The following is a 17,226-nucleotide window of genomic DNA, read 5'->3' as shown; positions in this document are numbered from 1 at the left end:
ATGTCAATGGCAGCAAGAGTGGGCGATATGCATGTTTGCCCAATGGTAAATGGAACTGTACCTCATGTTGGCGGCCCGGTGATGCCACCGGGTTGTGCAACGGTGTTGATAGCTGGTATGCCGGCTGCACGTGTTGGTGATATGTTAGTGTGTACTGGTCCGCCTGATACAATCATTAAAGGTTCTGCAACAGTAATGATCGGTGGTATGCCTGCGGCACGCATGGGCGATACAACTGCACATGGCGGAACAATTGTAGCAGGATGTCCAACAGTAATAATAGGAGGTTAACCATGGAAGTGAAAGATGATTTTTTAGGTAAAGGATGGAGTTTTCCTCCGTCGTTCAATAAAACAGCCGGACTGGTGAATATGGTTGCGGCGGTGGACGATATTAATCAAAGTCTTCACATCCTCTTATCAACTGTTACGGGCGAACGCATCATGCAACCAAAATATGGATGCGATATGAATGAGTTTGTGTTTGATCCTGTAACAACAACATTAAAAACAGTAATGGCAGATAAAGTGCGTACTGCTTTGTTGATCTATGAGCCTCGCATTGAAGTGGAAAAATTGGAGATAGATGATGAAGGAGAACTGGAAGGAAGAATACTCATCGATATTCATTACAAAGTACGTACAACCAACAGCCGGTATAATTATGTGTTCCCATTTTATAAAGCTGAAGCAACTGAATTAAAAACAACAGGCGAATGATCACGGGTAAACCATACGAACAATTATTGCTGCGGGATGGAACAAGCAGGTTGAAACGACGGGCAACTGTATTGCTCAACAAGAACTATGTGAAGATTGATGAACGCAGTATGGACGACCTGGTACAGTTTGCTATTGACTTTGCTGAACAAGTGAATTTCTTTAACGAACAATTGAACATTGATGGTAATTGGAAACATTTCTTTCAGCAGGGATTGAATCTTGCAGAACTAAAAAAGAGCATCGACAGCCACAGCGATTTTCATCCGCAGTTTGCATTGTACCTCGTATTTGTAAAACTTTTTGGCTACGCACAAAATCAATTGAACAATTTAACAGGCGAGCATCTCGATTTTTATTACGAACATGTACTCGATCTCCATCAGTTGAAAGCTGAGCCTGATAAAGTGCATGTAGTGTATGAATTGGCGAAGGGTGCTTCAGAATATTTTTCTGCAAAGAATACATTGTTTGATGCAGGCAAAGATGCTGCAACAAAACTACCGCTTCAGTATAGTGCCGATGATGATACGCTCATTAACACTGCAACCATTGCTGATAAACGAACCATTTATTTAAACCCTGGTGAAAGTGATGTTGTTCGTTTTGCAAGTGTTGCCAATTCACCTGACGGACTTGCTGCAAAACCAGATCCCACAAAACCATGGTGGAAAGCATTTGGTGGTAATCATCTTTCGTCTACGAAAATTGGTTTTGCATTAGCATCGCCTTTGTTATTGTTGAAAGAAGGCACAAGAGAAATAAATATCACTATTCACCTAAGCGGACTTGCACAATCCTTGCAAAGCATTAAAAACATCAGTGGAGAAAAGCTGGAAGTTTTTTATACCGGTAAGAAAAACTGGATGGGTCCGTTTGAAGCAACGGTTACAGCAGCAAATAATTTCAATGCAGGCAATCAATCGATCAGCATCAGGCATATTTTAGGAGCCGGTGATGAAGAGATAACTAAGTATGATGCTTTGCTGCATGGACAATCGTTCAACACGGTATGGCCTGTCATGCAGTTAAAAGCTGATACAACAAGCAAGGGTAATTTGTTTGGAGCATTAAAGGCTGCAACTGTAACCAAACTAAAGATCGATGTGAAAGTAACTGGCGTTGCAGGATTACGATTGGAGAATGACCAGGGTGTGGTTGATGCAAAGAAACCTTTTCAACCATTTGGATCACTTCCTAAAAAAGGCTCATCGTTTTATGTTGGGTTTGAAGAAGTGCTGCATAAAAATCTGGATACATTTTCATTTGATGTAACATGGTTGGCGCCACCTGCTGATTTAAATGCTCATTACAGTAATTATAAGCCTACTAACCCTGTTAAGAAGAACGAATATTTTAAAGCCGACTATTTTGTTAAAACCAGTACAACAAGAAACGGCGAAACAAATTTGTTTGATGTAAGTAATGCAGAGTCGACAGTTACATGGCCTAATACAGCAAGTTCACCCGGTCTTTTTTCAATTTATCCGTGGCTCAACACGTATTTCATTTCATCTTACAATTCTTTTCAATCTCTTTATTCCAATCCCAATGTATACATCGCAGGTTTTCTTGGCTACAATTTTAATGCAGTAAGTAGCATTGCAAAAAAAGTGATACTTCCTGTTTCTTCTGAGAAAGGGTTTATCCGTTTTGAATTGCAGAAAGATTTTCTTCATAGCATATACCCGCAAATATTGGCAGCAGCTATGAGTGGTTCAGGAGAAAAAAGTGTCAGCGTTTTGCCAAAGGAACCTTACACACCAACAATTAAAACCATCCGTTTTAACTATACAGCTTCATCAACAGAAATCATTCTTTCATCCGAAAGCTTTGGTGATTTCAACCGGAAAGAAATTCAATTATTTCATCTCGGGGTGTTTGGCCAGGCAGAACAGCACGGTTATTTAAAAGCTGAAACAGCAAAACTATTTGGCCCGCTTGTTCCTTTTAACAAGAGTATTTTTCTTTTTCCTTCTTATGTAAATGAAGGAAGCTTCTTGTTTTCATTAACCGGTGCTTTGCCTGGTCAATCCGTTTCATTTTTATTTCAGTTTGCAGAAGGCACAGCTAACCCTGAAAAGGAAGCAGTGAACATCCAATGGTTTGCATTAAGCAATAATGAATGGCGAAAACTGAAGAAAACAGAAATATTGAAAGACGAAACCAATCATTTATTAAGAAGCGGTATTATCCGATTAGTGATACCTGCGGAAGCAACTACGGATAATAGTTTGCTTGATGCCGGCAAAATATGGATCTGTGCAGTGGTTGAAAAAGATGTGGATGCTGTTTGTTTATTTAATAATGTACTACCACAAGCTATCACAGCAACATTTAAAGCTGATGCAAATAAAAATGCATTGCATGAATCTGCTGCTGGCACTATCAGCAAGCTGGTGAATAAAGTAGCTGAAGTAAAAAAACTTATCCAGCCTTATGCATCTTTTGGTGGAAAGGCAGTTGAATCAAAAGATGATTTTTACCTGCGTGTGAGTGAACGCTTGCGTCATAAACAACGGGCTGTTGATCTCTGGGACTATGAACATCTCGTGTTGCAGGAATTTCCTGAAGTGTATAAAGTGAAATGTTTAAACCATAGTGTATTGCCTGCTGATTGTGCTTGTGATTTTGTGAAGCCGGGTAATGTAACATTGATAGTTGTGCCTGATGTACGGAATAAAAATCAATTCAGTCCGCTTGAACCAAAAGTAAGTCTCGACCTTATTACAAGGATAGAAGATTACCTGAAAGAGCTTTGTTCGTTTTTTGTTACGCCGCAGGTGAAGAACCCGGTGTATGAACAAGTGAAGCTGCAACTCAAGATCAGGTTTACAACCGAAGGTGATTTTGGTTTTTATGCGGATGTGTTGAACAATGACCTCATTCGTTATCTCACACCTTGGGCCTATTCATCAAGTGCTGATATTGTTTTTGGCGGCCATATCAGGAAATCTGTCCTGCTCAATTTTATTGAAGAACTGAGCTATGTTGATTTTGTTACAGAGTTCAACATGTATCATATAGTCAACAACGTACCGGGAGCTGATACTGATGAAATAAAGATCAGTAACCCGGCTGCTATTCTTGTTTCGCATAACCAACATTTGATCACCGCTTACCAGGAAACAGAAGTTTGTGTATGAAGAATGCTGTTACCATATCAAAACAAAAACCTGCATCATCAGCCATGGATTATGCCTTTCTGCGTGCAGAAGGGTTGAAGTGGATCGAACGCTATTCATCTGATCTGTGGACGGATTACAATACGCATGATCCCGGTATTACCATTATGGAGTTGCTGTCGTACGCTATTACAGATCTCGGCTATCGTACATCGTTCCCATTAAAAGATATCTTATCAACTTCAAAAAGTAATAAACAGAATTTTAAATCTCAGTTTTATTCAGCAAGAAAAATATTACCTACACGACCTGTTTCAGAAATTGATCTACGGAAATTATTCATTGGTGCAGATGGAGTAAAGAATGCCTGGCTATTGAAAGCCGATGAATCGTTATTTGTTGATTTTAAGAATGAACATATTGTAGCCGCTAAGCCTGATCATGAAAAATATGATGAGTTTAAATTGAATGGTATTTACGATGTGAAGGTGGAGCTGGATATGAAGTATAAAGATGGAACTGATTGGGATGATGAGAAGCGACAACAATTGTTTGACGATTTAAGACAGTGTTTTCACAAACATCGCAACCTATGTGAAGATCTCCGGAATATTGAACTGGTCGATGAACAAAAGATTCGCATTTGTGCTGATGTGGAAATACTGCCAACGGCAAATGCTTTTGAAGTGTATGCGGAAATATTATACCGTGTACAGAATTACTTATCGCCTGATGTAAAGCAATATACACTTGCTGAAATGCGGGAGTTGAAAAAAAGTAATGGCGAACCATACCGCATGGATGAGATATTCAGTGGCCCCGTTTTGAAATATGGTTTTATTCCGGACGAAGAAGTAAAGCGGTCAGGACTTAAACGAAAAATATTCTTGTCCGACATTATATCCATTATGATGGATATACAACATGTGATTGCTGTGAAGGAAGTGAAGTTCAACTTTTGCAGTGAGGACAAAGAACTAAAGAATGAATGGGTGCTTTGCATCGATAAAGGAAAAAAGCCCGGGCTTTGTTTGGACAAGATGGCCTTGCATTTTTATAAAGATGTTGTTCCTGTAAATGCCAATAAGCAAAAAGCGATTGATCTGTTCAGGGAGAAGATGGAAGTAGACAGGTTATCGAAGAAAGATAAAAAGTATGACGATTACATGTATGCCCAAGGTGTAGACAGGCAAGTGAATGGTTACCGTTCGCTGCGGAATGATCTGCCACTTGTTTATGGAGTGAGTGATCATGGATTGCCATCTCATGCCGATGAGTTGCGTCGTTCGCAAGCAAAACAATTGAAAGGGTATCTCGTATTTTTTGATCAGTTGCTTGGCAATTATCTTTCGCAACTGCATCATGTAAAAGACCTATTGCGGTTGGAACGGCCGATGACCGATGTAACAACGCCGCAGAGTTATTTTTATCAGAAGCTCGCTGATATTGGTGAAACAGAAGATATAGCTGATCCAGCCGAAAAGAAAAAGAAGGAAATTATTATCAATACAGACGACTATGCAAATCCCGGCGGAACACTTGCAGGCATTGTCAGCAATTTTGAAAAAGATACAGACCGCTTAAATCGGTTTACCGATCATTTACTCAGTCGCTTTGCTGAACAGTTTACAGATTATGCCATTCAGCTATACACGCTTTCAGATAATGTTTCCGATAGCGAACTGCTTGCTGCAAAAATTCAACTGCTGCAAGAGTATCCTTTATTGAGTAAGAACAGATCAGCTGGTTATAATTATACAAAAAGCCCTGTTTGGGATACAAAGAATGTAAGCGGATTGGAGCACAGGATTTGTCGCTTGCTTGGTATCAGCAATTATTCACGACATGCCATTTCAAATGTCAAGTCAGAAGTGGTGGAAGAGATCAACAACGGTACGGCAGACTATGTGTTCCGCATTGCTGATCCGGATAATGGAAGCAGAACATTACTCAGCAGTGTCAAGAAATATTCAACAAAGGCAGAAGCTGAACTGGTTTTCGCCAAAGCAATAGAGCATGCTTCACTTCGTGATCATTACGATCTGAAACAAGCTACCGATGGCCGGTATCACTTTAATGTAATTGATGCTTCCGGAACCATACTTGCAAGGCGCAATGAGTTTTTTGCAAGCAAAAGCCAGGCAGAAGCTGCTATTCTCAAACTGATGTTGCTGGTGAAAGAACAATTCAGTAATGAAGGATTATTTGTAGTGGAACATTTGTTGTTGCGATTAGATGCAGCATTCTTACAAAAGGAAAATGAACTGTTCAACAAAGAAAATTTCTTACCGGTGTGTACCGATAATGATTGTGAAGATTGTGAACAGGATCCTTATTCGTTCCGCATTACAGTTGTATTGCCGGCGGAAACAATTCGTTTCAGAAACATGGATTTCAGAAAACAAGTGGAGAATCTTATCCGGCAACAAACACCTGCGCATATCTATCCAAAGATCTGTTGGGTAAATAAAGAGCAGCTTGCACAATTTGAAACTGCATGGAAATTATGGCTTGCATTAAAACAGGAAGGAAAACAAAACACAACTGAAGGATTGATTGCAACAAGAGCATTGATCGATATACTATTTAACCTGCGGAGTTTAATGCCAAAAGGCGTGCTGCCTCATTGTGGTGAGACGCCAGCAAATCCGCTTGTGTTAGGACGAACCAGTTTAGGTAATCTTTAAAACAATTGGTATGGTACATATTCCCGTAAAACTCAACGCACCAAGAAACACGTTTAACTATTTTGAAGATAACCAGGTACTCACTGCTGAGCAGTTGAATCACGTGGTGCAGTATTTTGATTACCAGCAGCGGCTTACACGTGCAAGATTGCTTGGTGTGGGAATCGTATGCGGTTTAAATATCGTGTTTGAAAGAAACAGTATTATCGTTACAAAGGGTGTAGGTGTTACCAGCGATGGCGACCTGGTGGTACTGGAAGCTGATAAAGTATTAATTGCCGCAAAGCAACTTGATGATGGTAAAGCAAACTATCCAGCATTTGAAAAACTAAAGAATGAAGATGGCACGCTTCGTCTATCGGAGCTAGTGGAATCAAATGATGACGCAACAGGGCTTGCTGATTTCTTTGGTAGAAATAATCCACCACAAAACACAGTTGTACTTGCTTACCTGAGTCAATATACAATTGATACCGATCAATGCTCTGCAGATGAATGTGAGAACAAAGGATTGGTACATCATTCGGAGTTAAAGTTTCTCGCCATTAGCAGGAGTGATTATGATCTGATCGATAATGATGTTGACTGTTGTGGTGATGAATATTTCAGCCTGCCGGAAGTAAGTATTCCACGTGTGTTGCTGAATGAGAATGACAGCATCTTCAGCTATCCAGACTTATTGCGCACTTATGGTACTGCCATTAATAATGCAGGTAATATTTTGGAAGAGGGATTGAAAACTGCGGCAGCAACTGCCCGTGATCTGTTGCAGTGTTACAAGGTAAATGGTGGATATAAAGAATTATTTACCCAGGTTGAAATGAATGTTGTAACAAAAGTGCCGGCCATTGCAAAAAAAGCAGTAGCAGACAATGCACGTGGCATACAATACGTGTATGATTTTTTGAAAGACGTAGCTGTTGCATACAATGAATTCAAGGAAAGTGTATTCGATCTTTGTCATGGCTGTTGCATTTCAGCTGATGCATTTCCAAAACATTTGGCATTGGGATTAGTACAAGGAGCTGATTTTGGTTTAAACCGAAAATACAGGCATTGTTTTATTGAATCGCCCATTCTAAATAATAAAAACGAAGCGATGGAAGATGCCTTGCATCTTTTTGCACGACTTGCAAAACTCATTGCATCATTCAACATTCCTGAAAGAGCATCAATAAAAATTACACCGTCAGGTGGTATTAACGAAGTGCTTGGAAACAGGGCGATACCGTATTACTATGAAGCGGAAAATGTTGTACCGCATTGGTCGCCTAAAGCATGGCAACGCAATAAAAGCAACACTATCTTGTCTTATCATTCACAGCAATATTCCAGTTTGCCGCATGTAACAACGCCGCTGATGTTTGATATTGATGCATATCCTTTCTTAAGAATTGAAGGGCATATTGGAAAAACATACGATGATGCATACATCGCAATTGATAACATACGAAAGCAATTTGATCTGCCTTTTGATATAGCGGGTGTGCAACTGCAGAAAGAAAGAATAAGAAGATTGCCGCCCAAAGCAATACGTCCCGGAATTCTTGATCTGTTGTATGATAAGGAACGCCTCCACATGGATACCAAGCTCGATTATGTAAAGAAGTATAATGAATCATTGCTTTTAAATCTGCCAAACGATGAAGAACTAAACCAGCCTGCCATTACAAAAGATTATGGCGATCCAAAGGCGTTAAGAAATTTGGTGTTGAATAAAAAAACTGAACTGGATACACAAATTGCAACTACAAAACTCGCCTTGGCTAAACCGGCGAGAGAAGTTGTTGGCGCTGTAGCGTGGGATGATCTGCATCTCAGCATGGCGAATGCAGGTGCAGAAGTAAATAAAAATTCAAAGCTATTTACAGCAGCAGCTTTTCGTTCACCTCTTGAGAACCTTGCAGTGTTGGAGCAGCCACGAATATTGTTATGGCTTGGCGATATTTTGCAAAAGCAAAAACAACAGGTAGAAGACGGATATATTTTCAGCAAGTTTTTGCAACAGAATCCTGCCATGATGCATAATGGAGGCGTTTGTAAAGGCGGCACGTTTATTTTGGTGTATGAAAAAGTTGGGGACACTGAAACTGTGGTTGCCGATTTTTATTTGCCCTATATTGTAAAAGACGAATTGGTAGAATCGAATGTTGATACTACAACAATACCAATCAGACCAATAAAAGAGATCAACTACACTATTTCGAAAGACATCATTAAACGGCCGCTGTTAAACGCTGAACTATTCAATGTTAAAGATGAATTAGCAAGAGTGAAAGACCTTACAAATAATGCTGATATTACTTTAGGAAAACGGCTAAATGATTTTGATCTCAGGATAAACAAAGTTGGACAGGATGTGCTTGTAAACCGTGAAAATATTGGAAAGGAAGTAGCGGTTGTTAAAGACAAGTATGAGACATCGTTCTCAAAATTAATTTCATCATACGATACAGTAGTTACAAAAGGCAATATTAAAGTTAGCACTGAAGGAGGTGTCAGGGAACCGAACCGGGCCGATTTTGAAGAGTTGATAACAGGTGTAAGAACAGAGTTCAACGGTAAAATACTGGAAGCAGAAAACCGGATCAATACAAAGGTTACTACTGTTGCAAACGAACTTACTGCAACAAAAGCACAAGTAACCAAAACCGGCAGCGATCTTGCTTTGCTCGATGGTAAATTAAACACAGTAAGAACCGAATTGACTTCAAAAATAACAGCAGATGTTAAAGGAGTGAACGATCGTGTTACTTCTGTTGAAAGCGGATTTAATACAAGACTGGTGCAAGCCACAGCAGCGAGTGATACCAAGTTAAACCAGGCGATTGCTACTGTTAACCGTGATATGACAACTAACGCACAGGCGGTTGATGGAAAACTCGCTACGCTTAAAAACGAAGTACTTGTGCAGACGGATAGATCGGTAACAGAAAAGCTGAACCTGCAGAAAGCTGCATTTGATCAAACAATTGGCACCGTCAACAGAGATTTAACAACACTTAAAACACGGATAAGGTAACTGAATTCTTTAATCATAGTTTATTTAAGATATCAATACCATGAGCACAACTGCAATACATAGTATCGGTAAACTTTCATTTCATCTGAAAGGAGTGCAACAGGAGAAAGTGTTTGCTATGCGTCAGCAGGCTGCTTCTTACTTGCAACACAATTTTAAACGTTTGGCAGAGGAAGTGTTTGCTGATTTTGATCTGGATGATGAGTTGTTATTTATTGATCGTGTTTCAATTGATCTCCAGGTTAACGATTCATTTGATCTGCAGAAAATAGAATATCGTTTGCGTGAACAGATAAGGGAACAGGTTGCCACTCATGTGCAGCAGCAGAAAAAAATAATTGTTCAACATCCAAATGATATTGAACAAAAGTCTGTGAGTGTTGATCCCGATATTTTATTACAAGCCTGGGCTTTTTATTTAGAGCATGGACATTTGCCCTCTTATATTTCATTTGAACTATGGCAGGAACGTTTGAGCTGGTGGAAGAAATCAGCTAGACCAATAGATAAACAACTAAGGAGTTTTTTTATTCAGCAATTGCATGATGAGCAAAGATTGAAACGGTTTCTGAAGCACGGAACATTTGAGGAGCAGCAATGGTTATTTACTCAACTTCATCGGGGATTGAACGTTGTTTTAAAGGAAGGCAAATTGAGATTCAAGCGCTCTGTTTCATTCTCGTATTTTGAAATAAAAACCTACCTGCTTTACTTGTTGGCTGACGAGAACAATCATTTGCTGCAAAATGAAGAAGAGTTGCCCACAGTGGAATGGGTGATGGATCATAACGAATTATATCAGCGTTCTGCAAAACATGATGCAGAGCAAAAGAAAACCTTAGATAAGAAGAAAAGCACAACAAAGTCAAATGATGAAGCCATCATTGTGCATAATGCCGGCATTGTTTTGTTGCAGCCATTTATTTCTACGTTGTTTCATGAGTTACACCTGTTAAGTGAAGACAGAAAATCATTGATCGATAAAGACCGAGCCTGTGCCTTGCTTTCGTTTCTAGCGGGTGACGAAGAACACGCAGAGATTTATTATCCTCTATGCAAATTGATCTGTGGTTTGCAGCCTCATGAATTTGTTGATGCTAATGTGGAGTTAACGATCGCACAAAAGGAAGAATGTTTTCATTTGCTTCAGCAGATGATCGTTCATTGGCCGGCACTAAAGCAAACATCTGTACCATCACTTCAGCAATCTTTTTTTCAACGCACAGGTAAGCTATCACTGAAAGAAAACAAATGGCTGTTGCAGGTGGAGCAACGAACAGAAGATGTGTTGCTGCAATACTTGCCGTGGTCTTATTCCATCATTCGTTACCCTTGGATGAAACAGGCACTGTTTGTTGAATGGACGTAAAACCAAAAACTACAGATATGAAATATCCAGGCAGAATTATCAAAGAAGGCGAAAGCAATACTGCTATTGTAAAAGCCATTCAGAAAAAACTGATGGAGCTGAACATCGGTAACCTTGAAGGAACGGGTACGTATGGAGTAAAAACAAAAAATGCAGTAAAGCTTTTCCAGGCAACACATATGGATCAGTTTGGAAATCCGTTGGAGGTTGATGGACATGTAGGTTCACTAACATGGGCAACCTTGTTTGGAACGGAAAGTATTGTAACTACTGATACAGCTCCTAATAATCTACTTACAGAAACGTTGAAGGTTGCGGTTAAGCAATTAGGTGTAATGGAAGATCCTCCGGGTAGTAACAAAGGACCTGTTGTTGATCAGTATCTCGCAAGTGTTGGTTTACCTTCCGGGTTATTCTGGTGTGCTGCATTTGTTTATTGGGGTTTTGATAAGGCATCAACAACGTTGGGTAAGAAGAATCCATTGTTTAAAACAGGACACGTGATGACGCATTGGAATAAAACAACAGGAAAAAAGATCACAACGGATGAAGCAGTGAACAAACCATCACTGATTAAACCCGGGCATATTTTTATTATGAACACAGGTGGAGCTGCTGGTCATACAGGCATTGTAGAAAAAGTAGAAGGCGGGTTTATTCATACCATTGAAGGCAACAGCAATAATGCCGGAAGCAGGAATGGTATTGGTGTGTTTCGGTTACAAAGAAAGATAGGAAAGATCAACAGGGGATTTATTGAATACAAATGAGGAGTGATGAGTAATGAGTGATGAGTGCGCCCCGTCTGACGCCATCGTCTGACAGATGTAGTGTTTCAATCTCGACTTCGCTCAGGCTACAAACACAAACATCAAACATTAAACCATAAACAGGCAACTTGTTTACATCGGCTGAAAAAACATCCAAACCTGCAACTGCTGTAAAAGCATCCGCAGATAAAACTTCTTTCTTCAGGAAAGCAGGTGAGGATTCTTTTTTCGCTGGTAAAGAAAGTAGTTCATTTTTTTCATCAGCCATTCAAACAAAGCTTTCAGTAAGCAGTCCCGATGATCCGCAGGAAAGAGAAGCCGATGCTGTAGCAAACCAGGTAATGCGCATGCCTGAACCAGCACCTGTTTCTGCACAAAAAGAAGAAGAAAAAATTCAGAAGAAGGAAGAAGAGTTGCCGGAAGCTGAGCAAAGCTCTTCCGTTAATGTACAACGCATGTGTGCTTCCTGCGAACAAAAGCAACAGGTTCATACCAAACTCTTTCGCTTAATTCAACGAAGTGAAGAAGCGAACAGTTCGTTTGCTGATGATGCTGTAGGTGAATCAGCAAATGATTACAATATCAATCGCAAGGAATTAGCTTTACACAGTTCTGATGTCATCCAATGCAGTGGAAGGGGGCCACCGGCATCCTCCCCCCGGGCATCATTTGAAAGCAGTCTTTCTTCATCAAAAGGAAGTGGCTCTGCATTGCCTTCATCAACAAAACAATTTATGGAATCCCGTTTTGGTGCCGACTTCAGTGGTGTTCGCATCCACACGGGAAGCTATGCACAAAGCATGAGTAGTTCTATACATGCTCAGGCTTTCACGCATGGCAATGATATCTATTTCAACTCCGGTAAATATTCTCCTCACACCGAAGCAGGTGGTACTTTGCTTGCACATGAACTAACGCATACAATTCAGCAAGGTGCCAGCAGCCATCATGCCAATAACTCTACAGTAGTTACACCCAAGATCATTGCACGTAAGCAAATGATCCATCGTAGTGCTGCTGTACCGTCGCAACTCACAAATGCTGTTGCAAGAGCAAAAACAGTTGAAGGTAAAATTGATGCTAATAAACCGCAGGCCGATGGTAATCGTACTGGTTGGGAACATCTCGTAGATATTTTTAAAACAACATTTGGGGAAGAAAAAATTATCAGCAACGGGCAACCTGCAACACCGGGTGCAATTGCTGAACAGGACATAAAAAAGAAACGTGAAACAACGGCAATGATCGTTGATAAAACAACTGTATCTACTGCCAATGCAATTCCTAAAACAACAGAAGGAAAACGTGATGCCATGCCAAGCTGGTGCGGCATATTTGTTTTCTGGGCATTAAATAAAAGTGGTGTGCCGATGCCGAAATGGAAACTTGGCGGACAAATGGTGAAGTTCCAGGCAGCACGCAAACCCGGTGAACTTCCGTTGCCCGGTGATATTGCTTATCGTAATGCTTACTCACATTTTGCCATTGTTGAAAGTGCCGAAGGGGGAAACGTAAGAACGGTAAATGGTAACACGGCAGGTGAAGATAATCTGGGTGGGCAGGTGCAAACAAAAGATCATTCCATGAAGGAATGGACGGCGTTCTTTGATCCGTTAAAGATCATGGAAGGTTCATTAGGTCCGGGTGAAGCGATTGTACCGGAGGTGCCACCCAAAACATTGGCTGAAATAAGAGCTGATGTAAAGCGACTGCAGCGAAAAGGAGACACAGAAGATGAACATCATATCAGCGATGAATCATCAACCGACATACAGGCAAAAACTGAATTAAGCAATTGGCAGGTAAATGCAGAGGGTTCATTGCAAAATCCAACCACCAGGGTCGATCGGTCTGCTGAAGAAAAAGAGTTGCAGAAAAAAGAAGATCATGAACAGGAAGAAGAATTACCTGCTACAGATTTATCAAGATGCATTCAGAAAAAGGAATTGAATGAACATGATCATAGTAGTGTTGATGTTCAAGATACTTGTTGTGCTGCTGCGAATACTGTTCAACAAAAAACAGAAGATGTTTCCATTAGTTCTTTGACAAATACAAAAGCTGGTGATTTTAATGAATTACAATCGGTGAATGATCGTGGACCACCTGTGCAATGCAAAACAGAAGATGATGAGTTGCAACGTTTGGTAATTGACGACGCACTTGCGCATACCAGCATTTCAGAACTTGCAAGTTGTCTTGGTATCGACATGAATGAAGTGTCTGCTTGTTTGTTGCGTAAAGCAAGTGAGATCGTTAGTTATATACCAGGTTATCGTGCTTTACGTGTTGTGTTAGGCCGAGATCCCATTACGCATGCAGAAGTGCAACGAAATGGTCATAACCTGCTTGATGCTGCATTTGATATTATGCCGGGCGGAACGTTGATCCAGCAAAAGTTGAATGAAGAAGGTTTGCTTGATCCTGCTGCTCAATGGATCGATCAACAGATTGCAGGGCTCGAAGCGATCGTTGATGGATTGTTCAGCGAGTTCGACCGATTCTGGAACAGTATAGAGTTTGGGTTGGATATGTCGCCGATGGGTGTGTTGCGTGATGGCGCCAACATTGTGCAACGTTTCATCAGCAACGTGATTGACTTTGCTGTAAATGCGGCGCTTGAAATTCTTGAGATGATCAAAGATCATCTGCTTAATGCCATTGTTGATTTCATTAAAGAGAATACAACTGCTTATCCGCTGCTCACTGTTATTCTTGGTGAAGATCCTGTTACCAAACAACGGGTCGATCGTAACGGTACAAATATTCTTAACGCCATTCTTGAATTGGGTGGTGAAGAAGGTATACAGCAGCGAACACAAATGCAGGAGACAGGTACTTACCAGCGGGTGGTAGGTTATATTGATGAAGGCATAATGGTGTTCGGTAATTTGTACGATACCATTGTTCAAAATTTCAGTACCATTTGGGATAGGGTAACCATTGAAGCGTTGATGAGTCCTGTGGAAACCTTCCGAAGCATCTATAACATTTTTGCTGAGCCCATTACGCAGGTGCTTGATTTTGTGATTCGTGTTGCTGCAGAAATTCTTCGTCTCGTAAAAGAAGTGTTGATGCAACGTCTGAGTACTTGGGCAAGAACGGTTCGTGGATACCAGTTAGTAACGGTCATCATTGGACGAGATCCGTTTACAAATGAAGAAGTGCCGTTCAACATGGAGAATGTGATCAGGGGATTCTTTAGTTTAATGGAAGGTGGTATCGATCAGTATAATCAACTGAAAGAAAGCGGAGCAATCGACAGCACTACAGCCAGGATCACTGCAGCGGTGAACAGGCTCAATATGACGCCTGCAGCCATCGTGCAATTGTTCATTGATCTGTGGAACTCGTTTACCATTGGCGATCTAATGGACCCCATCGCATGTTTCCAACGCATTCTTGATCGCTTTGGTGAACCCATTGGTCGTCTGATTGCATTTGTGATTGAAATTGTGAAGATCGTGATTGAAGCTATTCTTACAGTTATGAACTTTCCGTTCGATCTTATCAATAACATTATTGCAAGATCAATGGCTGCATTCGACAGGATCAAACAAGACCCTGTTGCGTTTTTGAAAAATCTGTTACGTGCAATTAAGCAAGGCTTCATCCAGTTCTTTGATAATATTCTGCAACACCTGGTGCAAGGTTTGGTCGGTTGGTTGATGAGTGAGTTGAGAGATGCAGGTGTTCCTGAGTTAACGGATCTTTCATTGCGTGGTGTTATTGCCTGGGTGCTCGAAGTGTTGGGCATTAGTATGGAACGCATCTGGCAAAAACTCGCTGCACATCCACGCATTGGTCCGCAGCGTGTGGCACGCATACGTGGTATGATCAATACATTGGAAGGTATCTGGACGTTCATTCGTGATGTGCAGGAACGTGGTATGGCTGCAATATGGGATAAGATACAGGAACAACTTTCCAATTTGTGGGATACAATTCTTGATGCAGTGAAGAACTGGGTAATGGAACAGATCATCAATCGCATGGTAACACGTTTGTTGAGCATGCTCGATCCAACAGGTATCATGGCAGTGGTGAATAGTGCCATTGCTATTTATAGTGCCATACAAAGTTTTATCCGTTACCTGCGTGAGATGCTGGAAGTGGTGAACAGTTTTGTAAATGGTGTGGCCGATATAGCAGAAGGTAATGTTACCACTGCTGCAAATTATCTTGAACGCACCATGGGAAGAGCAATGCCGATTGTGATTGGTTTTCTTGCCAACCAGGTTGGTTTGAGTGGTATTGGCAGAAGAGTAGGTGAAATGATCGAACGTGCAAGAGAGATGGTGGATAATGCATTAACATGGTTGGTGAACAGGGCTGTTGATACGGGAATGAATTTGTTAGATAGAGTGATGGCGATGGGAAGAAGTGCAAGAGATGCGATTATGGGATGGCTAGGTTTCAGGCAACAGTTTACAACAGAAACAGGCGAAAGGCATACTATTTATATAAGAGATTCGGCAGAAAATCCTTCATTGATAATTGAAAGTACACCAATGAATGTTGCACAATTCTTTGATCAGAAAACAACAGAAATAAATGGGTCAAGTACTTTAAGTGATGCTGATAAGCAAAGAAAATTACGCAGCATTCAAAACGGAAGAAACATTCTTAGAGATGTGCAAAATCTAATGAATAGTAGCAAAGTCAGTCAACAAAACAATCCCGTTATCCCTCAATTAATTGGTAATATTATAAACATAGTACGGGAAATCGACCCAGGTGCAGTAGAACTTGCGGTTCCTAGATCGGAATTTGTTCCCGGGTTTACTGCTGCGAAAGCGCAAAGTTTTACAGCAAGATATGTTTATAATGGAGGAGGCCGGGTGCCAGCCAATCATTTGCCAGGTACTGAGCCATCCGAGTCAAATCTTGAAGATGAATGGCAGGTATTGAGGGACATGCAACTGAGTTCAAGGTGGGTTCGTTTTCATATTCTGAATCATAATGTCGGCGGAGTGGCAAGTAACTCCAATCTTATACCGACACCAAGTTATTACAACAATGAATATAGGTCGGAATTTGAAACTCAATTAAAAAGTTTTTATGATCAAGGACTGCCGATTTGGTTGCGGGCTAACGTAACCTATAGAAGCGAATACAATAACTACTTTGTAAATACTTATTCAGTAACAGGAGGCGCAATGAAAATGCAAAATAATCAATGGGTTGAAGATCCTGCTAAACAGCTTCGGTTCAGCAAGTCTGTTGATTTGCCACAAACAGATGATTATAATATTAATCTTATAATAGCAAGTCGAGATGACCAGGCATTGTTACGAAGACTTACCACTGTTTCGCAAAACATGATTAATACACTCCGGAGAAACAGGCCTTTAGGAGGATATAATAATTATCGTCAAATGGAAAGAGTGCTTGCAAATAGTGTTATTACTAATGCAACTACATTCACTCCGGAACATATTGAAAGTTTTTCTCCAACAGATAATCAGCGTGCCCGAATAAATGAATTTCGGAGAGGGCTGAGTAGTGTTAATTGGACATTTTAAAAACATAAA

8 protein-coding genes are annotated in these 17,226 nt (G+C 40.6%); all 8 read left to right on the top strand.

Features of this window, described 5'->3' with window-relative positions; genetic code table 11:
- The first annotated feature begins 6 nt into the window (after window positions 1–6).
- The 8 genes from ACO1QW_RS12660 (at window position 7) to ACO1QW_RS12625 (ending at window position 17,217) form a co-directional block, all read left to right on the top strand.
- Window positions 7–291 (top strand): PAAR domain-containing protein, encoded by a 285-nt coding sequence (locus ACO1QW_RS12660; RefSeq protein ID WP_486259053.1) that lies wholly within the window; start codon window positions 7–9, stop codon window positions 289–291.
- Entirely contained in the window at window positions 264–719 is a 456-nt protein-coding gene (locus ACO1QW_RS12655) for a GPW/gp25 family protein (protein WP_486259051.1), read from the top strand. The genes ACO1QW_RS12660 and ACO1QW_RS12655 overlap by 28 nt, the downstream gene beginning before the upstream one ends.
- Complete coding sequence (locus tag ACO1QW_RS12650) at window positions 716–3,865, top strand: hypothetical protein (RefSeq protein WP_486259049.1); 3,150 nt, start codon at window positions 716–718, stop codon at window positions 3,863–3,865. The genes ACO1QW_RS12655 and ACO1QW_RS12650 overlap by 4 nt, the downstream gene beginning before the upstream one ends.
- Window positions 3,862–6,531, top strand: a complete 2,670-nt coding sequence (locus ACO1QW_RS12645; protein WP_486259047.1) for a hypothetical protein — start codon at window positions 3,862–3,864, stop codon at window positions 6,529–6,531. Before ACO1QW_RS12650 ends, ACO1QW_RS12645 begins: the two co-directional genes overlap by 4 nt.
- Before the next feature lie 10 nt (window positions 6,532–6,541).
- Complete coding sequence (locus ACO1QW_RS12640; protein ID WP_486259045.1) at window positions 6,542–9,553, top strand: hypothetical protein; 3,012 nt, start codon at window positions 6,542–6,544, stop codon at window positions 9,551–9,553.
- 40 nt (window positions 9,554–9,593) lie between these two features.
- Entirely contained in the window at window positions 9,594–10,922 is a 1,329-nt protein-coding gene (locus ACO1QW_RS12635; protein WP_486259044.1) for a contractile injection system tape measure protein, read from the top strand.
- Window positions 10,923–10,939: 17 nt separating this feature from the next.
- Window positions 10,940–11,692 (top strand): CHAP domain-containing protein, encoded by a 753-nt coding sequence (locus ACO1QW_RS12630; protein WP_486259042.1) that lies wholly within the window; start codon window positions 10,940–10,942, stop codon window positions 11,690–11,692.
- 128 nt (window positions 11,693–11,820) lie between these two features.
- The gene (locus ACO1QW_RS12625; RefSeq protein ID WP_486259041.1) at window positions 11,821–17,217 is read left to right on the top strand and encodes an eCIS core domain-containing protein; all 5,397 of its coding nucleotides are present in this window, start codon (window positions 11,821–11,823) and stop codon (window positions 17,215–17,217) included.
- Window positions 17,218–17,226 lie beyond the last annotated feature (9 nt).

This window comes from Lacibacter sp. (assembly GCF_057361365.1).
The sequence above is the reverse complement of the archived record's forward strand: the minus strand, read 5'-3'. Positions and strand labels throughout refer to the sequence as shown.